This window comes from Streptomyces sp. NPDC028289, from assembly GCF_055565975.1.
In genome coordinates this window covers 1-21,046 of the sequence record NZ_JBVHTI010000007.1, presented here as the reverse complement: position 1 = coordinate 21,046, position 21,046 = coordinate 1, and the positions used below count along the sequence as shown (strand labels likewise).

Here is a 21,046-nt window from a genome sequence, read left to right as displayed (position 1 = left end):
CGGGATCTCCGGTCTGCGGAGTCGCCTTGGGGAGGCGGCTCGGAGGAGCCGTACGTCCCACACGTAGGGGCGTACGGCTCCGGGCGGCGGTGCACCGGACGGTGCGGCCGGGTTCCGTTCGGAACTCGGCCGCACACGCGGATCTTTAGCTCAGGCCCTCGATGGTGGTGCGGACCTTGGCGATGATCTCGTCGGGGACGGGGGCGTAGTCGATCGTGGAGAGGATCTTCTGGCCGTCCTCGGAGGCGATGTAGCGCAGGAACGCCTTGGTCGCCGGGAGGGTGTCGGCCTTGTTGCCCTTGTCGCAGACGATCTCGTACGTGACCAGGGTCATCGGGTACGCGCCCTCGGCCTTGGTGTTGTAGTCGAGCTGCAGCGCCAGGTCCTTGCCGGTGCCGACGACCTTGGCGGCCGCGATGTCGGCGGTGGCGGACTCGGTCGACGGGGCGACCGGCTTGCTGGCACCCGTGTCGACCGAGACGGCCTTGATGCCGTCCGAGACGTAGGAGAGCTCGAAGTAGCCGATGGCGCCGGAGGTCTGCTTGACCTGCTGGGCGACACCCGCGGACTGCGGAGCGGACTGGCCGCCCTTGGCCTGCCAGGCCTTACCGCCGGAGTACTTCCAGTTGGACGGGGTGGCGGCGATCAGGTACTTGGTGAAGTTGTCCGTCGTGCCCGACTCGTCCGAGCGGTGGAACGCCTGGATCTTGAGGTCGGGGAGCTTCGCGTCGGGGTTCAGCTTCTTGATCGCGGCGTCGTTCCACTTGGTGATCTTGCTGTCGAAGATCTTGGCGATCGTCGGCGCGTCCAGAACCAGGTTGTCGACACCCGGGACGTTGTAGCCGAGGGCGATCGGGCCGCCGACCATCGGGAGGTCGATGCCCTGGCCGCCGGAGCAGACCTTCTTGGAGGCGGTGACCTCTTCGGGCTTCAGCGCGGAGTCGGAGCCGGCGAAGGCGATCTGGCCCTGCGTGAAGGCGGTCACACCGGCACCGGAGCCGGAGCCCTTGTAGTTGATCTGCACGCCACAGGCCTGCGAGAAGTTCTTCACCCAGGCGTCGATCGCGTTCTTCTGCGCGGAGGAGCCGTCGGCGAGCAGCTGACCCTTGGCGTTGTCGCACTTGATGGAGCTGGCGTTGGCGGAGGCCGAAGACGTGCTCGAACCGCTGCCGCCACCGTTGTCGTCGGAGCCGCACGCCGTAAGGGCCAGGGCGCCGGAGACGGCGACAGCACCGAGAGACAGGGCGCGCAGCCGGTTCTTGCGCTGAAGCTTCACTTTCGGGAGTTCCTTCCAGAGGCGCCACCTTCGGCGGCGTGCGAAGTAGGTGGTGAGTGAGGGCCTCCTGACTGGGCATTCACGACCGCTCACCGCACCCGGTACGGCCGAAATTAGGCAGAACAGGTGAAGCCGCCGATGGCCATAGGTGAACGGAGGGTGAACCCCTGCCGTCGACCCGGTTAGGTCACGGAACGCTTACGGTGAGGGCACATGCCGGTTCCAACGGGCGGGTTACGCGAACATTTCTTCGCCGTTCGCCATCGCAGTCGTTACGACGTCACAGCGTTCGTTACACCGCACGGGAACCCCTGTGCGACGGACGCCGTCTCGTCCCACGAAAGCCGACGCGAAAGGCACGGGCATGGAACGGCGTACCTTCATATCTGGCGGGGCGGCCGCCCTCGCGGCGACCGCGCTGACGGGGTGCAGCTCCGGAGGCGCCACCGCGACCCACACGACCGGGGCGCCACTCGCGACCACATCCTCTCGTACGGGGCTGAAGACCACCAGCGCAGCGGCCGCGGCCAACTGGACGGCCCTCGCCCACGCTCTGGACGGCACCCTGGTCCGCCCCGGCGAGGCCTCCTGGACGACAGCCCATCAGCTCTACAACACCCGGTTCGACGGCCTGAAGCCGGCGGCGGTCGCGTACGTCGCCCACGCCGACGACATCCGCACCACGCTGTCGTACGCCCAGGCCCATTCACTGAAGGTCTCGATCCGCAACGGCGGCCACTCCTACGCGGGCTACTCCTCCGGCGACGGCCGCCTGATCCTCGACGTCTCGAAACTGAACCGCATCCGCGTCAGCGGCGGTACGGCGGTCGTCGGCGCCGGCTCCAAGCTGATCGACGTCTACCGGGGCCTGGCGGCCAAGGGCGTGACCATACCCGCGGGCTCCTGCCCCACCGTCGGTGTCTCCGGCCTGGTCCTCGGCGGCGGACACGGGGTCGCGTCCCGCGCGTACGGCCTGACCTGTGACAGCCTTACCCAGGCGACGCTGATCACGGCGGACGGCACGCAGGTCGTGGCCAACGCGACGACGAACAAGGACCTCTTCTGGGCGCTGCGCGGCGCCGGCAACGGCAACTTCGGCGTCGTCACGGAGCTGCAGTTCAGGACCCACCCCACCCCGCAGGGGGTGACGGCGTACCTGACCTGGCCGTGGTCGAAGGCGGCGCAGGTGTTCAAGGCCTGGCAGGAGTGGGGCCCGTCCCAGCCGGACGAGATCTGGTCCTCCCTCCACCTGGAGAACTCGGGCAGCGGCCCCCGCGTCTCGGTCGCCTGCTTCTCGATGGGCACGTACGGCGAACTCCAGAACGCGGTGGACGCCCTCGCCCACAAGGCCGGCGCCAACGCCTCCTCCGTCTCGCTGCGCCGCCACGCCTACGAGGAGGTGATGGAGATCTACGCCGGCTGCTCCTCCTTCGCCACCGAGCCCCAGTGCCACCTGCCCGGCTCCACGCCCGGCCGTTCCCCGCAGGGCAGGCTCGGCCGCGAGACGTACACCGCCCGCTCCGACTTCTTCGACCGCTCGCTCTCCGCGGCCGGCATCCAGACGGCCCTGCGGCAGATCGCCGCCGTCCGCGGCGGCGCGGGCAGCATCGCGTTCACGGCGCTGGGCGGAGCGGTGAACAGGGTCTCGCCGACGGCGACGGCGTTCGTGCACCGCCGGTCGCGGATGCTGGCGCAGTACATCGTGTCGTGGGGGGCCGGGTCCTCGGGCAGCACGGGTCAGTCCTGGCTGAACGGGGCGCACACCGCGATGAAGCCGTACGCCTCCGGCGCGGCCTACCAGAACTACACGGACCCGACGCTCACGGACTGGAAGAAGGCGTACTACGGCGACGCCGTGCCGAAGCTGGGCAAGGTGAAGAAGCAGTACGACCCGAATCGGTTCTTCTCTTCTCCGCAGGGGTTGTAAGAAGGGGTGGCTCGGCGGATCGTGCATCCGCGGCCGCGCGGGGGCTGATCGCGCAGTTCCTCCCCCAGCCTTCGGCCGGGGTACCCCCAGCGCCCCTTACGGGGCGCCGCAGTCGCGCCGGCTACATAGGCTGCGGGCACGCCGTCGCAGCCACTCAGCTGCAGGCACGCCGTCGCAGCCACTCAGCTGCAGGCACGCCGTCGCAGCCACTCAGCTGCAGGCACGCCGTCGCAGCTGCTCCGCTGCGGGCAGGCGTGCCGCAGGGCGGCACGGGTGGGCGCAGCGGCACCCTGCCGGCGCCGGTAAGCGTCCCCGCCCCCGGCCCCAGCCCCCGCTTACGCCGCCAGGTCCCGCTCCTCCGACTCCACCGTCGTACGTGCCCCCGGCACCACACCGACCGCCGCCGACCGCCGCCGCACGAGCCACCCCACCCGCGCAGACCCCGCCACCGCCTTCATCACCGGCGTCAGCAGAGCCGTGGCCAGCGGGGAGAGAAGGAGGACGACCGCCGTACCCAGCGCGAAGCCGCCGACCACGTCCGTCGGGTAGTGCACCCCCATGTACACCCGGCAGAACCCCTCCAGCAGCGCCAGCCCTATCCCCGCCGCCCCGAACCGCCGGTTGGCGACGAACAGACCGACCCCCAGCGCCATGGTGATCGTCGCGTGGTCGCTCACGAAGGAGTAGTCGGTCTTGCCGGAGACGAGGACGTCGATCCCCTGGTGGGTGAGGAACGGCCGGGGCCGCTCGACGAAGCCGCGGATGGGAACGTTCACGAGGACGGCGATCGCGGCGGCGAGCGGTGCCCACACCAGCGCGGCCATGGTGGACGGCACGTCCTCATCGTCACGGCGCCGCACGGACCACCAGCACCACACCACCAGCAGCACCATCGCGACCAGCAGCCCGTACTCCCCGACGAACTCCATGGCCCGGTCGAACCAGTGCGGCGCGTCCTTGGCCAGGCCGTTGATGTCGTAGAGCAGGTCGACGTCAGGGTTCGACCCGGATTCGGCGATTACAGCCATCGCGCTGCGGCCCCTTCGTCGTCGTTCCGGGACGCACCTGGTGTGCGTCGCTCGCTGCCACCCCCGTGGTCGGCTACGTCAACAGGAACGCACGGCCCACACCACTACGTTCCAGGTTCCACCGAATGATCACGCAGACGTTATCGAAGAGAGATACAAACCCCCAGCTCAGGGGGTGGGTTATACGCTCCGTTCACACCGTGGTGGGGAGTGCTTTCGCGCCATCCTCGGTGACGCGGGTGGCCCCGAAGTAGTCGGCCGAGTCGATGGGGTCGAAACGGATCACGGCCCCGGTGTACGGCGCGTCGATCATGTATCCGCCGCCGACGTAGATCCCCACGTGGTGGATGGCGCGGGAGTTCGAGAGGTCGGTGGAGAAGAAGACCAGGTCCCCGGGGAGCAGTTCGTTGCGGGAGGGATGCGGTCCCGCGTTGTACTGGTCGTTGGCGACCCGCGGCAGCGTGATCCCGACACTGGCGTACGCCGCCTTGGTCAGCCCGGAGCAGTCGAAGCGGCCGTTGTCCGCCGCGGTGCCGTTGCCGCCCCAGAGGTAGGGGGTGCCGAGCTTGTTCTGGGCGTAGTTGATGGCCCCGGCGGCCTGCTTGGTCGGGGAGAGCCGGCTGACCGGCGCGGCGAAGCTCTCCTCCAGGGTGGTGATGGTCTTGACGTAGTTCTGGGTCTCCTTGTACGGCGGCACACCCTGGTACTTGATGACCGCGTACGCCCCCGCGTTGTAGGCGGCCAGCATGTTGTCGGAGATGTTGCCGGGCACGTCCTTGACGTACGAGGCGAGCTCGCAGTCGTAGGAGGCGGCCGACGGAATGGCGTCGTTCGGGTCCCAGACGTCGCGGACCCCGTCCCCGTTCCCGTCGATGCCGTGGGTGGCCCAGGTCCCCGGGATGAACTGGGCTATCCCCTGCGCGGCCGCCGCGCTCTGCGCCTTCGGGTTGAACCCGCTCTCCTGGTAGAGCTGTGCGGCGAGCAGGGCGGGGTTGATGGCGGAGCAGAGGTTGCCCCACTTCTGCACGAGGGTGGAGTACGCGGCCGGTACGGCTCCCTTGGCCAGGGTCTTGCCGGCGCCGCCGACCCCGTTGAGAAGGTTCCCGGCGACGACGTACACGCCGACGACGAGCAGCATGACGAAGCTCACCCCGAGCGCCGTCACCGCGCCACCGACCACCCATACTTTCCGCACGCCCCAACCCTCCCCCATGTCAGGGCTGTTCAACGCCATTTCGGCCGAGAGTGGCGCTATTTCACAGGAAGACGGCGCACATGACGCCCCCTCATCCGGCCGTCTCAGCCGTCCGTGGCGTCCTTGTACAGCTCGGCGGCCTCCCGGCCGAGCACCACGCTGTACGAGACGTCGGGGGTCGACCCGCCCTGCTCGTGCCCGCCGAGGACCCCGACCACCTCGTGGTCCCCGTTCACCCAGGGGCTCCCGCTCGTCCCGCCCGTGAACTCGGGGCAGTCGATGCGCTGTTGGGTGGCGCCGCGGGCGACGGGCTTGTTGGTGCAGCTGACGGGCACCTCACGGGAGTCGGGGTACCCGGTGACGGTGACCGCGGTGGCGCCGGTGGCCACCCCGGCGGCGAACCGGTTGCTCCCGGTCACGTCCTCGACCCGCTTCCCGCCCCTCTCGTCCACGACGGCGAAGGCGACGTCGCTGTCCTCGCTCTGCCCGTGGGCCCAGCCGTCGGGCAGGTACCGCTTCCCTACCTTCCACACCCCGTACGGCGCCTGCCCGTCCCGGTACCCGGGCACGAACACCAGCCCGGTGGCGTCGCCCTCCCCGTCGATGCAGTGCGCGGCGGTGACGATGAGGTCCCGCTGCGGGCTGTGCACGACGGAGGCGGTGCAGAAGTGGTTGCCGGACAGGCTCCCGGCCTTGTCGGCACCGAACAGCGCCCCGACTCTGGCGCTCTCCGTGGTGGACCCGACCACCGCGGTCACCCCGAAGGGCCCGGCCGCCTCGTCGGCGGCCGCGACGGAGGCCGAGGTGGCGGCCAGCACGACGACGGCGCAGAGCGCGACGCGTCGCGAGGTGGCAGAGATGCGTGAGGTGCGCTTCATCAGCGCCCACTGTCTCCCACAAAGGTGAGAAACGGTTCCCGACTTCACTGAGATTTTTCTGGGAACCGCTCTTCCGGCCGGTTTCACCACGCCGGGCGGCCTCAGAACGTCGTGGTCATCCCGCCGTCCACCGCGATCGTCTGCCCCGTGATGAACGACGCCGCGTCGCTCGCCAGGAAGACGACGATGCCCGCGATCTCGGCCGGGCGGCCCCAGCGCCCGAGTGCGGTGCGGGTCCGCAGCCATCTGCCCCACTCCGGGTCCTCGGCCAGCTCCGCGTTGACGTCCGTGGCGAAGGTGCCCGGTGCCACCGAGTTGACCGTGGTGCCGCTGGGGCCCAGGTCGGCCGCGAGGGCCCGGGTCAGGCCGTCGAGGCCCGCCTTCGCCGTGGCGTAGGCGACGTCGCCGATGCGGCCGAGCTGGCCGACGACGGAGGAGACGTTGATGATGCGGCCGGGGGTGCCCCGTTCGGCCAGGCCCCGGGCGACCGTCTGGCTCAGCGCGTACGCCGACGTCAGGTGGACGTCGAGCAGCGTGGACAGCTCGTCCGGCGCCATCTCCTCGACGCCCCGGCGGTCCCGGTGGCCCACGTTGTTGACAAGGATGTCGATCGCGCCGAGGGCGGTCACCGCCTCCTCGGCCGCCTCGCGGTCGGTGACGTCGAAGGCGGCGCCGGTCACGTCCAGGCCGTCGTCCTCGCGCAGGCCCGCCGCCACCTCCTCCAGCGTCACGGCGTCCCGGCCGTTGAGGACCACCCGCGCACCGGCGCCGGCCAGTCCCCGCGCCATCTCCAGGCCCAGCCCCCGCACGGAGCCGGTCACCAGGGCCGTACGCCCGCCGAGCGTGAAGTCCACGGCGCCGCCGCTCATCCGGCCACCTCCCGGAGAACCGTCTTGTCCGTCGTATCGGCTCACCGTATCCGGGTGCCGCGACGGGCCCGCCGGGCGTCCGGAAACTGGGCGGTCACGACGTTCACACGACCACGGCGTTCACGCGGCCGCCACCCCGAGCGCCCAGGTCACCCCCGTCATCTCCGCCGACAGCGTCCACAGCCTGCGGGCCGCCGCCGGGTCACTCGCCGCCGCGCTGCGTCCGACGAGGGTCGGCGCTCCCCGCATCTCACCGAGGCCGTCCGGGCCGACATAGCTCGCGCCCGGCAGGTCCTGGGTCGCCGCGTACAGCGTGGGGAGGGTGCCCGCGCGGTCGTCCTGGGCGAGGAGGCGGTTGCCGAGCCGCATGCCCAGGCGGGCCAGCGGGTTGGCGGTGTGGCTCTGCAGGTTGGTGGCCGCGTAGCCGGGGTGGGCGGCGAGGGCGCGGACGCGGGAGCCGGCCTCCGTCAGCCGGCGCTGGAGTTCCAGCACGAACAACAGGTTCGCCAGCTTGGACTGGGCGTAGGCGCGGGTCGGGTTGTAGGCGCCCTCGAGGTTCACGTTCTCGAAGTGGATCACTCCGTCGCCGCCCCGGTGCAGGCCCGAGGAGACGGTGACCACACGGTCCGTGAGGTAGGGCAGCAGCAGGTTGGTCAGTGCGAAGTGGCCCAGGTGGTTCGTGCCGAACTGCATCTCGAAGCCGTCCTTGGTGCGCTGCTCCGGGAGCATCATCACGCCCGCATTGTTGACCAGGAGGTCCAGCGGCCGGTCCCAGCCGGCGGCGAACTCCCTTACCGAGGACAGGTCGGCCAAGTCCAGGCGGCGGACCTCGGTGCTGCCGTTCACCCGCGCCGCGGCCGCCCGCCCGCGCTCCGGGTCCCGCACCGCCAGCACCACATGCGCACCCGCCCGGGCCAGCGCGTCCGCGGCCGTGAAGCCGAGGCCGCTGTTGGCGCCGGTGACCACGGCCGTGCGACCGGAGAGACCGGGGAGGTCGGAAGCGTTCCATTTGTCATTCTTCTCAGCCATGCCCGCCAATGTAGGCGTCGACAACAATGCTGTCAACGACAACAAAGATGGCAACGCCAACAAAGCTGACGTCGACTACATCGAGATACGATGGCCCCCATGCCGCAAAGCCGCCCCTACCACCACGGAGACCTGCGCGCCGCCCTGCTCACGAGCGCCGAGCGAACCCTGCGCGAGAAGGGCACCGCCGCCCTGTCCCTGCGCGAACTGGCCCGCGACATCGGGGTGAGCCACGCTGCCCCCGGCCGGCACTTCAAGGACAAGCAGGCCCTGCTGGACGCGCTCGCCCTCAGCGGTTACGAGCGGCTGAATCAGGCCCTGACCTCGGCGGACCGCCCGGACGCCGCGCTCGAACCGCGCATGACCGCGCTCGCCCGCGCCTACGTCGGCTTCGCCGTCGGCAACCCCGAGCTGCTGGAGCTGATGTACTCCCGCAAGCACGACCCGGACGCCGGCACCGACCTGGCCGCCGCCGCCGAGCACTCCCTGGGCTCCTTCGTCCTGCTGGTGGCCGACGCCCAGCGGCGCGGCGAGGTCGTCCAGGGCGACCCGGAGACCGTCACCCTCACGGCCGCGGCCTGCATCCACGGCCTGGCCGCGCTGGCCACCAACGGCACCCTCCCGCCGGACGCGGTCCTTGCCGGTCTGGACCAGCACGTCCACCTCGTCCTGCACGGCCTCAAGCCCCGCTGATTCCGGCCCACTTGGAGGCTTCAGAGGGCTCGGTACGCCCCGATCAACGCGCATTGAGCCCCGCTCCGGAGGGGCTCCAGGTCAACCGAACCCCAACTTCCGGCCATCCGGGCCCCATTGATCAGTAAGTCCTTCCCGCCCTTCAGTAACGCGGAAGTCAGGATTCCGAAACCCACCTTGTTGTCGCGTACTCAACAAGGGGATGGTTCGTCGCGGGCCGCCGCCCCCACCGGCAACCACACCGGTGGTCCCCCACCCGCAGGCCTCTGTCCCACCTCTTCCAGGAGGCTGTACGTTGCGTACGCCCACCCCCAACTCCCCCCACATACGCGGTAGATGGCGCCAGCTCGGCTCGGCAGCCGCCGCCACCGCCGCGCTCCTGGTCGCCGGCTTCGGCACCGCGGCCCACGCCAGCGCGGCCACCGCGACCGCCACCGCGGCCCACAAGGTCAGCGCCAAGGCCATCGCCGCCCAGGTCGCCAAGGCCCACGTCCAGTACGAGAAGGCCGGCTGCGGCGCCACCCCGAAGGCGGGCTACGCCGCGTGCAACGCCCTGCGGGTCACCGGCGGCACCACCGCCTTCATGGAGAAGCAGGCCGCCCTCAAGGGCGTCGCGCCGAAGACCGTCAAGCCGGACGCCGCCTCCGACTCCCCCACCGGATACGGCCCGAGCGACATCCAGTCCGCCTACGGCCTGACGGACGCCGCCGCCTCCAACGGCTCGGGCGAGACCGTCGCCATCGTCGACGCCTACGACGACCCGAACGCCGAGGAAGACCTGGCGACCTACCGCTCCTACTACGGCCTGTCGGACTGCACCACCGACAACGGCTGCTTCACGAAGGTCTCCCAGACGGGCTCCACGACCTCCCTCCCCTCCGCCGACAGCGGCTGGGCCGGTGAGGAGTCCCTCGACCTCGACATGGTCAGCGCGACCTGCCCGAACTGCAACATCCTGCTCGTCGAGGCGAAGTCGGCCTCCGACGCCAACCTGGGCACCGCGGTGAACGAGGCCGTCAAGCTGGGCGCGAAGTTCGTGTCGAACAGCTACGGCGGCTCCGAGTCGTCCTCGGACACCACGTACGACACCTCGTACTACAAGCACGCGGGCGTGGCCATCACCGCGAGCGCCGGTGACAGCGGCTACGGCGCCGAGTACCCGGCCGCCTCCCGGTACGTGACCGCCGTCGGCGGCACCGCCCTGAAGACCTCCTCCAACAGCCGCGGCTGGACCGAGTCGGTGTGGAAGACGTCGAGCACCGAGGGCACCGGTTCCGGCTGCTCCGCCTACGACGCCAAGCCCAGCTGGCAGACCGACGCCAGCTGCTCCAAGCGCATGATCGCCGACGTCTCCGCCGTCGCCGACCCGGCCACCGGCGTCTCCGTCTACGACTCCTACGGCTCCGACGGCACCGGCTGGAACACCTACGGCGGCACCAGCGCCTCCTCGCCGCTCATCGCCTCGGTCTACGCGCTGGCCGGCACCCCGGGCACCAGCGACTACCCGGCCGAGTACCCGTACGCCGCGGCCGGCACCTCCGCCCTCAACGACGTGACGAGCGGCAACAACGGCACCTGCTCCACCTCGTACTTCTGCACCGCGAAGTCGGGCTACGACGGCCCGACCGGCTGGGGCACCCCCGAGGGGACCGACGCCTTCACCGGCTGAGCCCTTCACCGCATGACCTCCCCGTCGGGTCACGGGGAGCCGCCACCGTGAGGGGGACGTGGGGTCCCCTCGGCGGCAGCGAAAGAGAGACGGGCCACGGCATCCGGCCGTGGCCCGTTTTTCATGTCCGCGCTGCCCCAGGTTTCTTGTCCTTGGCAACTCCCATGCATTTCCTGTGAGTTGAGTCAAGCACCCGTCACCCGTAATCCAACGGGCCGCCATCGAAGGGTCACGCGAAGGCCCCGTTCGGCAATGCGGAAGTCAGGATTCCAGCAGCCTCTTGTTGTCACGTACTCAACAAAGGATTCTCTTCGCGGGCCGCCGCCCCGCCGCCGGGGAACCCGTACCGGCGGCGAACGCACCAGATCGCACCCGCACCGCCCCTGTTCCAACCCCAGTACAGGAACTCAGGAGGCTGCACGTATGCGTTCCACTCCCCCCAACAGACCGTCCACCCGCGGCAGCTGGCGCCGGATCGGCGCCGCGGCAGCGGCCACGGCCGCGCTGGTGTTCGCCGGCTTCGGCACCGCCGTCCAGGCCGACGCGGCACCTTCGGCGTCGTCCAAGGTGACCTACACCGCGACCCCCTGTGCCACCCCCAAGCACACGGGTGAACTCGCCTGCAACTCCTACCGCGTCACCGGCGGTCTCACCGCCTACCAGAAGCAGCAGGCCGCGAAGACCGGCATCACCCCCAAGGCCGCCGACGCGTCCACCCCCTCCGGCTACAGCCCGACCAACCTCCGGTCGGCCTACGGCCTCACCTCCGCCGCCGCCTCCAACGGCTCGGGCGAGACCATCGCGATCGTCGACGCGTACAACGACCCGAACGCCGAGTCCGACCTCGCGACCTACCGCTCGTACTACGGCCTCTCCGCCTGCACCACGGCCAACGGCTGCTTCAAGAAGGTCAGCCAGACCGGCTCCACCACCTCGCTGCCCTCCTCCGACGCCGGCTGGTCCGAGGAGATCTCCCTCGACCTCGACATGGCCTCCGCGATCTGCCCCAACTGCAACATCCTGCTCGTCGAGGCCACCAGCGCCACCATGGCCAACCTCGGCACCGCGGTGAACGAGGCGGTCACCCTGGGCGCGAAGTTCGTGTCCAACAGCTACGGCGGCAGCGAGTCCTCCTCCGACACCTCGTACGACTCCTCGTACTTCAACCACACCGGTGTCGCCATCACCGTCTCCGCCGGTGACAGCGGCTACGGCGCCGAGTACCCGGCCGCCTCCCGCTACGTGACCTCGGTCGGCGGCACCAAGCTGTCCACGTCCTCCACCACCCGCGGCTGGACCGAGACCGTCTGGAAGACGTCCAGCTCCGAGGGCACCGGCTCCGGCTGCTCCTCCTACGACGCCAAGCCCAGCTGGCAGACCGACACCAGCTGCACCAAGCGCATGATCTCCGACGTCTCCGCGGTGGCCGACCCGGCGACCGGCGTCTCCGTCTACGACTCCTACGGCGTCACCGCCGGCTGGTACACCTTCGGCGGCACCAGCGTCTCCGCGCCGATCATCGCCGGCGTCTACGCCCTCGCCGGCACCCCGGCCAGCGGCACCTACCCCGCGCAGTACCCGTACGACTACAAGGGCACCTCGTACCTCAACGACGTGACGAGCGGCAACAACGGCACCTGCTCCGTCTCGTACTACTGCACCGCCACCACCGGCTACGACGGTCCGACCGGCTGGGGCACCCCCGAGGGCATCACCGCCTTCGCCAACTAGTACCGGCTCCCGCCTCGCACGGGCTCACGGGTCGCGGCAACCAGCCGCGGCCCGTTCGTCATGAGAACATCGGGACGGTGGTATTCACCCGACTGGCCGTCAAAAACCCCGCCAGGTCGTAAAAGGGGTTAACGACGGAACTGCACCACAGGTTCCGCCCAGGCCTCATTGCCCGGCGTGACCTGCCGTGATACACAGAGTGACCGTACGATCCCTTCGTACGAAACCCGCCAATCAATGACGTCAAGTCGACATACTCCGGCGGCGTTGTCGGCGACAATGATGCGTGACCTCTGCACCGAGCAGGGGCGGACGGAACTACCCACCAGGGGCGGTGACTTACATGTTCCTTGCAGCCGACAAGGGTGACATCAACACCATCATCGGCGGAATCGCTCCGGACTGGGGCCCCTTCGGCAGCCTGGGCAACGAAGCGAAGACGATGATCCAGGTGGTCATGGCCGTCGCCATCCTGCTCTGCCTCGGCATCGCCGTCTGGGGTGCCGCCAAACAGCGCATCGGCGCCACGGCCCTCCGTGACACCTTCAGCGCCGAACAGGGCAAGGGCCTCATCATCGCCGGACTGACCGGAGTCTTCATCATCGGCTCACTCGGCACCCTGTTCACCATCGTGTACGGCATGGCCGTCTAGCCGCCTGGACCTCCGTATCCCCCGCTCCGAGGTTGCGTTTCCCTGATGTCGAGTCACCACACCGCGCCCGCGCGGGAACCAGCACGGCTACCGTCGTACTGCTACGCGTTCCGGTACGACGTGGAGGGGGAGCACCCGGCATGAGCCTCGGAGACGAGCCCGGCTACCCGGAGACCGGCCACACCCGCACCCGCCTGCCCGACAGCGACCCGTACGGCGGCGCCTCCCGCCGCGGCGGCCGGTCCTCCTCCCGGAGCCTGGTCACGGTCGTCGGCGTGGTCGTCCTCCTCATCGCGGCGATCGCCTTCGCGAACAGAGGCGGCAACGACACCCCCTCGAACAGCACCGACACCGGCAGCACCGGCAACGGCGGCGGGCCGGCGACCTCCTCGACGGCGGCCAGCGGGACCAAGCCGGTGGAGACGAAGAGCGACGGGATCCCGACGGGGTACGCACACAGCGCACAGGGAGCGCAGAGCGCGGCGGCCAACTACGCCACGGCGCTGGGCTCCGACGGCATGTTCATCACGGCCACCCGGCACTCGATCGTGCAGACCGTCGCCGACCCCAGCGTCATCAACAGCATGCAGTCCGGCTTCGACGCCGACTACTCGGCCGACTTCCTGAAGAAGGCCGGCCTCAGCACCGACGGCAGGGCCCCCACGGGCAGCACCTTCGTCAACCGCACGCTCCCCGCCGGCACCAAGGTCACGGCGTACAGCGACGCCGCCGCCACCGTCGCGGTCTGGTGCAACGGGTTGTTCGGCATGGCCGGCGAGAAGTCCACCAACCCGGTCACCAGCAACTGGTTCACCATCACCATGAAGCTGAACTGGAGCGACGGCGACTGGAAGGTCCTGGAGTCCAGCCAGACGACCGGTCCCACCCCGGTCAGCGGAGACAACCCCGTCTCCGGCACCGACGAGATCAGCAAGGCGGTCCAGGAATTCGGAGGGTTCACCTATGCCCGCTAGCCAGCACCACGTGCTCAAGCTGACCGGCCTGGTGGCCTCCGTACAGGCCTCCGCCATCCTCCTGGCCGCGCGTGCCGTCGCGGCCCCGTCGCCGAGCGGCACCCCCTCCGCGACCCCGTCCGCCACCCCGAGCAGCAACAACTGCGCCGGAATCACCGGCCCGTCCCTGCAGCTCTGCGAGAGCGGCTCCGGCGGCAGCAGCGGCTCCACCACCGACCCCCTCACCTCCACCCTCGATCCCCTCTCCTCCCTCGGCCAGGGCTGCGCCAAGGCCGCCTCCTGGACCATCGACAAGCTCAGCGGGGCCGTCAAGGAGACCGCGAACGTCGACTTCACCAACGAGAAGTTCCTCCAGCAGTACGCCGTCGTCTTCGCCGCGTCGACGATCCTCACCCTGCTCCTGTGGCTGCTGGCCGTCGCCAAGCGCGCGGTACGAGGCGTCCCCCTCTCCACCGCCATCTCCGAGGCCATCGGCTTCCTCTGGCTCACCGTCCTGGCCTCCGCCTTCACCCCCCTGATCCTCTACACGGTCGTCTCGGCCACCGACGGCGTCACCGACGTCCTCGCCAAGACCACCGGCGACCAGACCGACACGTTCTTCGGCACCTTCTCCGGCGCCCTCAGCAAGGGCAACGACATAGGGGGCGGCCCGATCATGCTGATCGTCGTCTCCCTCGTCAGCATCCTCGCCGCCGGCGTGCTCTGGCTGGAGCTCGTCATCAGGGCCGCCCTGCTCTACGTCGGCGCCCTCCTCGGCACCGTCGTCTACGCCGGCCTCGTCGACAAGAACCTCTGGGGCCACGTCCGCCGCTGGGCCGGCATCATGATCGCGGTCATCCTCGTCAAGCCGGTCATCGTGATAGTGCTCGGCCTCGCCGGCGCCCTGTCCTCCGACGGCGGCCCCGACTCCTTCTCCGCCGTCGTCTCCGGCCTCGCCATCATCCTGCTCGCCATCTTCGCCAGCGCGATGATCTACCGCTTCGTCCCCGGCTTCGGCGACGAGATCGCGGCCGGCCGCAGCAACCGCCTCATGTCGGGCGCCGAAGGCAAGGCCGCCGCCGTCATCAGCAGCCCCGCCAACCTCGTCGCCCAGGGCATCAGAACCCACAGCGCCCGCGCCGACAACAACGGCGGCGGGGGCGGCGGTTCCGGCGCCTCCGGTGCCCGCCCGTCCAACCCCGCCTCGGGCGGCGTCGCCGCGCACAGCACGCGCACCCCGAACGGTGGTGGCGGCGGAACTGTCCCCTCCGCCGCACCCGCGCCCCGCGCGCCCAGCCCGGCGAACACCCCGCACGCCAGCAACACCCGCAACAACAGCTCGGGAGGTGAAGGGCGTTGACGACAGAGTCCCACCTGTCCCATCCGATCACGCCCCGCCGTACGTATCTCATCGGCCGCGCCCGGCCGAACGCGATCATCGGCAGGAACCGTGAGTCCGGCGAGATCGTGCTCATCATCGCGGGCGCGTTCCTCGGCATGATGTGCGGGCTCCTCGTCCCGGTGCTCTCCCTCAGGATCGTGCTGCTCATGGGCTTCCCGCTGATCGCGCTGGCCGCGGTCTACGTGCCGTACAAGCGCCGCACGTTCTACAAGTGGTTCGAGATCAACCGCAGTTTCAAGCGGACACTGCGCAACGGCACCGTCTACCGCTCCACGGCGTCCGAGGCCGGCACCCGCCTCGACGGCCGTGAGGTCGAGATCGGCCCGCCGCCCGGCATCGGCCGCATCACCTGGCTCGCCGCGCCCTTCGGCCCCGACGAGATCGCCGTACTCCTGCACGCGGACCGCAAGACGGTGACGGCGGCCATCGAGATCGAGGGCCCCGGCGTCGGCCTGCGCGACTCCGAGGACCAGGAAGCCCTCGTCGACCGCTTCGGCACCCTCCTCAAGCACGTGGCCAACGGCGACGGCTTCGTCACCCGCCTCCAGATGCTCGCCCGCACCCTCCCCGCCGACCCCGACGCCCACGCCAAGGACGTGGCCCAGCGCGGGGACGAGAAGGCCCCGGACTGGCTGTCCCGCTCCTACGACCAGCTCCAGTCCATGGTCTCCACCAGCAGCGAGCAGCACCGCGCGTACCTCGTCGCCTGCATGCACTACTCCCGCGAACTGGCCGCCGAGGCCCAGGCGATGGCCCGCGCGGCCCGCCCCCAGTCCGGCCGCAAACTGGACCGCGACGCCGGTCTCGCCGTCGTCATGGCCCGCGAGCTCACCGACATCTGTTCCCGCCTCCAGGAGGCGGACATCCGCGTCCGCCAGCCCCTCGGCCAGGGCCGCCTGGCGTCGCTCATCCACTCCATGTACGACCCGGACCACCCCATCGACCACATCCAGGCCATGACCCAGCGCAACGCCTGGCCGGCCGAACTGGACGCGATGGAGCCGACGTTCCTCCAGGCGAAGACCCGCGAGTCCGCCACCCGCGAGCCCTGGTGCCACGCCACGGCCTGGGTGAAGGAGTGGCCGATGACCCCGGTCGGCGTCAACTTCCTGGCCCCGCTCCTGGTCCACACCCCGGACGTCATCCGCACGGTCGCCGTCACCATGGACCTCGAACCCACCGAGGTCGCCATCGAGCGCATGCTGACCGAGAAGACGAACGACGAGGCGGAGGCGTCCCGCGCCGCCAAGATGAACCGGACCGTCGACCCCCGCGACATCGCCGCCCACAACCGCCTCGACCAGCGCGGTGAGGACCTGGCCAGCGGCGCGGCCGGCGTCAACCTGGTCGGCTACATCACCGTCTCCTCCCGCACCCCGGAGGCCCTCAACCGCGACAAGCGCACGATAAGGGCGTCCGCCGGAAAGTCGTACCTGAAACTGGAGTGGTGCGACCGCGAGCACCACCGCGCCTTCGTGAACACACTGCCCTTCGCCACCGGAATCCGAAGGTAGAGGCTGATGCGCTGATGAGGGACCCGCTGTCCGTCCTCACCGAAGCCTTCACGTCCTTCCTGTTCGGGAAGGTCGAGACGACCCGCTCCCCGGTCCGCACCTCCACCGGCCAGGCCCAGGCCGTCTACCTCCCCACGGCCGCGCCCGGCCTCGGCGACTCGGGCGTGATCATCGGCCGCGAGGTGTACTCCGGCAAGGGCTACATCTACGACCCCTTCCAGCTCTACGGCCAGCAGCTCCCCGCCCCGCACTGGCTCGTCCTCGGCGAGTCCGGCAACGGCAAGTCGGCCCTGGAGAAGACCTACGTCCTGCGCCAGCTCCGCTTCCGCGACCGCCAGGTCGTCGTCCTGGACGCCCAGGGCGAGGACGGCGTCGGCGAGTGGAACCTCATCGCGGAAGAGCTGGGGATAACACCCATCCGGCTCGACCCGATGGCGGCCCTGGACCACGGCATCCGCCTCAACCCGCTGGACCCGGCGATCACCACCACCGGCCAGCTGGCGCTGCTGCGCACCATCATCGAAGTCGCGATGGGCCACGGCCTCGACGAACGCTCCGGCTTCGCCCTCAAGGTCGCCCACGCGTACGTCAACGAGTCGATCCTCGACCGCCAACCCGTACTGACGGACATCGTCGAGCAGCTGCGGCACCCCGAGCCGGAGTCGGCCGAGGCGATGAACGTCGCCATAGACGACGTACGGGCCTGGGGCCTGGACGTCGCCCTGGTCCTGGACCGCCTGGTCGACGGTGACCTGCGCGGCATGTTCGACGGCCCGACCACGGTCGGCATCGACCTGGACGCCCCGCTGATCGTCTTCGACCTCTCCCACATCGACCGCAACTCCATCGCCATGCCCATCCTGATGGCGATCGTCGGCGTGTGGCTTGAGCACACCTGGATCCGCCCCGACCGCAAGAAGCGCATCTTCCTGGTCGAGGAGGCCTGGCACATCATCGCCAGCCCGTTCGTGGCCCAGCTGTTCCAGCGGCTGCTGAAGTTCGGCCGCCGGCTCGGCCTGTCCTTCGTGGCGGTGGTGCACCACCTCTCCGACGTCGTGGACGGCGCGGCGGCCAAGGAGGCGGCGGCGATCCTGAAGATGGCGTCGACCAGGACGGTCTACGCCCAGAAGGCGGACGAGGCACGGGCGACCGGCCGCGTCCTCGGCCTCCCCCGCTGGGCGGTCGAGATCATCCCGACCCTGACCCCCGGTATCGCCGTCTGGGACGTCAACGGCAACGTCCAGGTGGTCAAACACCTGGTCACCGAGACGGAACGCCCTCTCGTCTTCACGGACCGCGCGATGACCGAGTCGTCCAGCGACCTACTGGCCGCGGACGACGCCCTGGTCGCCGCCGAACTGGAGGCGGAGCAGCGGGCCGCCGCCTTCGTGGAGCAGCACCTCGGCGACTCCGAGTCGACGGTGGCGTAGGGAGGCCGTTCGTGAGACCGGACCCTCGGCAGGAACGCGACCAGCAGGGCGGCGGGATCCCCGACGGCCTGCTGATCGGCATACTCGGGTTCCTGCTCGGCATCACGATCATGGTGTGGACGGCGACGGGCCTGGCAGCCTGGTTCGCCCACGGCAGCTGGCCGTCGACCGTCAACCTCTCCCACACCCCGCTCGCGATGCGCCACCTCATCGGCTCCCCGCACGACATCACGGGCGCCTGGCCGGACACACCGGCGGCCCAGTTGGCCGGCTGGGGACTGTTCTGGGGCCTGTTCATCGGCCAGCTGATGGTCCTGATCGTCCTCACCGTGTTCGTGCTGGGGACGATCGCCCGCTGGCGGGCCGGGAGAAGAAGACGGACGGCGGCGGCGAAGACCAGACCCGCGACCGCGGTCCCGGAGCCCCGCCCCGAGCCGGAAACGCTCCAGGAGGCACCTCAGCCGGCTTTCCAAGAGGTTTTCAGGGAGCCGACGCCCCCCGCACCCGCCGCAGAACCGCAACGCCCTCTGGAGGACATCCGCCCCTCCGCTGCCAACGGCGACCGGCCGGGCACCTGGACCAGTTGGACCAGAATCCACGCGGCACCACGGGAGAGCCGGCAGGCGACCGCGACCCAGGCGATCCAGGACGCACTCGGCCCCGCCCTCGTCGTCACCTCCAACCCCGCCCTCTGGTCGGAGACGAAGGACGCCAGAGCCAAACTCGGACCCGTCCTCCTCTACGACCCGAACCACCTCTGCGACACCCCCGCCCGCTTCCACTGGTCCCCCACGGCCCACTGCGAGGACAAGCCCACCGCGATCCAGCGCGCCCAGGCCCTCCTCACCCCGGTCCGGCCCACCGCGAAGATCGACCAGACGCTCACCGACACGGCCGAGACCCTCCTGCGCAGCTATCTGCACGCCGCCGCCCTGGAGAACCGCACGATCCGCCACGTCCACCGCTGGGCACAGGGCACCGGCGTCCAGGACGCCGTACGCACCCTCCGCACCCACCCGAAGGCCGCCCCCGGCGCCGCGGGCGAACTGGAGGCCGCCCTCACGTCCCACCCCGAACGCCGCGACATCGCACAGGAACTGACGGCCAGGGCACTCGCCGCCCTCTTCACGGTCAACATCCGCGAGGCCTGCACACCCAACCGAACCGATGCCCTCGCCCTGGATTCCTTCATCGACGAAGGGGGCACGCTTTATGTGGTCGGTGAATCCATCGAGGACCCCAGGACCAACCCCGGCGCGATGCCCCTCCTGACGGCCCTCGTCTCCAGCGTGGTCGAGCGCGGCCGGCGCATGGCCGAACGGTCATCCTCCGGTCGGCTCGACCCACCACTGACCCTGGTCCTGGACGACGTGGCGGCCGTGGCGCCGTTCCCCCAGCTCCCCGACCTCCTGGCCACCGGCACCGACCAGGGCCTGCCGTCCCTCGCCCTGCTCCGCTCCCAGGAACAGGCCCGCTCCCGCTGGCCGCACCGGGAGCTGCCGGTCTAGGCCGGCCACTCCAGGACGAACTCGAACTCCCGCTTGCCCGCGTCCGCCTCGAGCTGCACGCTCACTCCGCTCGGCACGAACCCGGCCTTCCGGTAGGCACCCTGCGCCCGGGGGTTGTCCTCGTGCACCAGCAGCCGCACCCGCTCCGCACCCCGCTCCCGAGCCCACGCCACACCGGCGTCGAACAACGCCTTGACCAGCCCGCTCCCCCGGTGCTCGGGCCGTACGAACACGCCCACGACATGCCCCTGCCGCCGCTCCACCGGGAACCCGGCCCAGTCCGTGGTCCCGGCCTCCTCGATCAGCACGGTCACGGACCCGACCCACTCCCCGTCCGCCGCCTCGGCGATGAACTGCCGCGCACCGCTCGGCTCCTCGGCCGAACGCGCCGCCCGCTCCCGGTAGAAGGAGTCCGGCCGCCCCAGGGCGTCGTCATAGGTCTCGAGAAACGCGATGTCCGCAACCGGATCCCGCAACGCGACGAGACGCAGCCGCTTGACCGCCTCCCACTCGTCGGCCCGTATCGCGCGAATCACGTAATCACCGCTGGTCGTAGCACTCATGCGGCCACGCTAACCCCCACCGCCCACCGCACTCACCTGGTTTGTCAGTTGGCTTGTCACTGCCGCGGTCTACGGTGGGCGCCATGACGACTCTCCCGAACCGACCGAACACCGCCCTGCTCATCGTGGACGTGCAGAACGGCGTGGTGGACAGCTCCCACAACCGCGACGAGGTCATCGCCAACATCAACACCCTGCTCGCCAAGGCCCGTTCCGAGGCGATCCCCGTCGTCTGGATCCAGCACTCCAGCGACGAACTGAAACCGGACAGCGCCCCCTGGCAGTACGTCCCGGAACTCGTCCGCGAAGCCACCGAGCCCCTCGTCCACAAACGCTACGGGGACTCCTTCGAGGACACCGAACTGGAGTCCGTACTGGCCGAACGCGGAGTGGGCCGCGTGGTCGTCACCGGTGCCCAGACCGACGCCTGCATCCGCTCCACGCTGCACGGCGCGATGGTCCGCGGTTACGACGCGACGCTGGTCGCCGACGCCCACACCACGGAGGACCTCACCGCGTACGGCGCGCCGGCCCCGGAGCAGGTCATCTCGCACACCAACCTCTACTGGAGCTGGCAGGAGGCCCCGGGCCGAAAGGGCGGCACGGCCGATACGGCGGACGTCACTTTCTGAACAACGCAAAAGAGCCCCACACCGTGAGGTGTGGGGCTCTTTCCAATATTTGTTCGGCGGTGTCCTACTCTCCCACAGGGTCCCCCCTGCAGTACCA

General features: G+C 70.1%; 18 protein-coding genes. 11 read left to right on the top strand and 7 right to left on the bottom strand.

Annotated elements, in window-relative coordinates; translation table 11 throughout:
• Positions 1–145 precede the first annotated feature (145 nt).
• Positions 146–1,276: a phosphate ABC transporter substrate-binding protein PstS gene (gene pstS / locus ACZ4UV_RS33170; protein WP_451017920.1), complete on the bottom strand. Its 1,131-nt coding sequence runs from the start codon at positions 1,274–1,276 to the stop codon at positions 146–148.
• 364 nt (positions 1,277–1,640) lie between these two features.
• On the opposite strand from pstS, the gene ACZ4UV_RS33165 reads away from it, so the two are divergent.
• Complete coding sequence (locus tag ACZ4UV_RS33165) at positions 1,641–3,203, top strand: FAD-binding oxidoreductase (protein ID WP_467842982.1); 1,563 nt, start codon at positions 1,641–1,643, stop codon at positions 3,201–3,203.
• A gap of 335 nt (positions 3,204–3,538) precedes the next feature.
• Here the strand turns inward: ACZ4UV_RS33165 and ACZ4UV_RS33160 are convergent, their stop codons facing one another.
• From ACZ4UV_RS33160 to ACZ4UV_RS33140, 5 genes are all read right to left on the bottom strand, one after another.
• Positions 3,539–4,231: a phosphatase PAP2 family protein gene (locus tag ACZ4UV_RS33160; protein WP_451022671.1), complete on the bottom strand. Its 693-nt coding sequence runs from the start codon at positions 4,229–4,231 to the stop codon at positions 3,539–3,541.
• A 193-nt stretch (positions 4,232–4,424) separates the two neighbouring features.
• Complete coding sequence (locus ACZ4UV_RS33155; RefSeq protein ID WP_451022670.1) at positions 4,425–5,444, bottom strand: C40 family peptidase; 1,020 nt, start codon at positions 5,442–5,444, stop codon at positions 4,425–4,427.
• Between the two features lie 86 nt (positions 5,445–5,530).
• Entirely contained in the window at positions 5,531–6,304 is a 774-nt protein-coding gene (locus ACZ4UV_RS33150) for a trypsin-like serine peptidase (protein WP_451022669.1), read from the bottom strand.
• Between the two features lie 101 nt (positions 6,305–6,405).
• Positions 6,406–7,173, bottom strand: coding sequence for an SDR family oxidoreductase (locus ACZ4UV_RS33145; protein ID WP_390042401.1), 768 nt, complete (start codon positions 7,171–7,173; stop codon positions 6,406–6,408).
• 120 nt (positions 7,174–7,293) lie between these two features.
• Entirely contained in the window at positions 7,294–8,202 is a 909-nt protein-coding gene (locus ACZ4UV_RS33140) for an oxidoreductase (protein WP_451020757.1), read from the bottom strand.
• 90 nt (positions 8,203–8,292) lie between these two features.
• Here ACZ4UV_RS33140 and ACZ4UV_RS33135 point away from each other — a divergent pair, with 90 nt between their 5' ends.
• The 9 genes from ACZ4UV_RS33135 to ACZ4UV_RS33095 all read left to right on the top strand — a co-directional run bounded on the left by ACZ4UV_RS33135 (position 8,293) and on the right by ACZ4UV_RS33095 (position 19,754).
• Positions 8,293–8,895 (top strand): TetR/AcrR family transcriptional regulator, encoded by a 603-nt coding sequence (locus ACZ4UV_RS33135; RefSeq protein WP_467842976.1) that lies wholly within the window; start codon positions 8,293–8,295, stop codon positions 8,893–8,895.
• Positions 8,896–9,190: 295 nt separating this feature from the next.
• Positions 9,191–10,564 (top strand): S53 family peptidase, encoded by a 1,374-nt coding sequence (locus ACZ4UV_RS33130; RefSeq protein WP_467842973.1) that lies wholly within the window; start codon positions 9,191–9,193, stop codon positions 10,562–10,564.
• A gap of 423 nt (positions 10,565–10,987) precedes the next feature.
• Complete coding sequence (locus ACZ4UV_RS33125; RefSeq protein WP_467842970.1) at positions 10,988–12,295, top strand: S53 family peptidase; 1,308 nt, start codon at positions 10,988–10,990, stop codon at positions 12,293–12,295.
• Between the two features lie 343 nt (positions 12,296–12,638).
• Positions 12,639–12,947: a hypothetical protein gene (locus ACZ4UV_RS33120; RefSeq protein WP_089101683.1), complete on the top strand. Its 309-nt coding sequence runs from the start codon at positions 12,639–12,641 to the stop codon at positions 12,945–12,947.
• A gap of 140 nt (positions 12,948–13,087) precedes the next feature.
• On the top strand, positions 13,088–13,921 hold the full coding sequence (locus ACZ4UV_RS33115; RefSeq protein ID WP_467842966.1) for a DUF8175 domain-containg protein: 834 nt from the start codon (positions 13,088–13,090) through the stop codon (positions 13,919–13,921).
• Positions 13,911–15,260: a hypothetical protein gene (locus ACZ4UV_RS33110; protein WP_467842963.1), complete on the top strand. Its 1,350-nt coding sequence runs from the start codon at positions 13,911–13,913 to the stop codon at positions 15,258–15,260. The genes ACZ4UV_RS33115 and ACZ4UV_RS33110 overlap by 11 nt, the downstream gene beginning before the upstream one ends.
• The gene (locus tag ACZ4UV_RS33105; protein ID WP_351499910.1) at positions 15,257–16,816 is read left to right on the top strand and encodes an SCO6880 family protein; all 1,560 of its coding nucleotides are present in this window, start codon (positions 15,257–15,259) and stop codon (positions 16,814–16,816) included. The genes ACZ4UV_RS33110 and ACZ4UV_RS33105 overlap by 4 nt, the downstream gene beginning before the upstream one ends.
• Before the next feature lie 14 nt (positions 16,817–16,830).
• A complete protein-coding gene (locus ACZ4UV_RS33100) occupies positions 16,831–18,246 on the top strand; it encodes an ATP-binding protein (RefSeq protein ID WP_451020752.1) in 1,416 nt (471 codons plus the stop codon).
• An 11-nt stretch (positions 18,247–18,257) separates the two neighbouring features.
• Positions 18,258–19,754, top strand: a complete 1,497-nt coding sequence (locus tag ACZ4UV_RS33095) for a type IV secretory system conjugative DNA transfer family protein (RefSeq protein ID WP_451020751.1) — start codon at positions 18,258–18,260, stop codon at positions 19,752–19,754.
• Here ACZ4UV_RS33095 and ACZ4UV_RS33090 read toward each other — a convergent pair.
• Positions 19,751–20,317, bottom strand: coding sequence for a GNAT family N-acetyltransferase (locus tag ACZ4UV_RS33090; protein ID WP_467842957.1), 567 nt, complete (start codon positions 20,315–20,317; stop codon positions 19,751–19,753). The genes ACZ4UV_RS33095 and ACZ4UV_RS33090 overlap by 4 nt on opposite strands.
• Positions 20,318–20,400: 83 nt before the next feature.
• Here ACZ4UV_RS33090 and ACZ4UV_RS33085 point away from each other — a divergent pair, with 83 nt between their 5' ends.
• Positions 20,401–20,949, top strand: a complete 549-nt coding sequence (locus tag ACZ4UV_RS33085) for a cysteine hydrolase family protein (protein ID WP_451020749.1) — start codon at positions 20,401–20,403, stop codon at positions 20,947–20,949.
• The last annotated feature ends 97 nt before the right edge of the window (positions 20,950–21,046 follow it).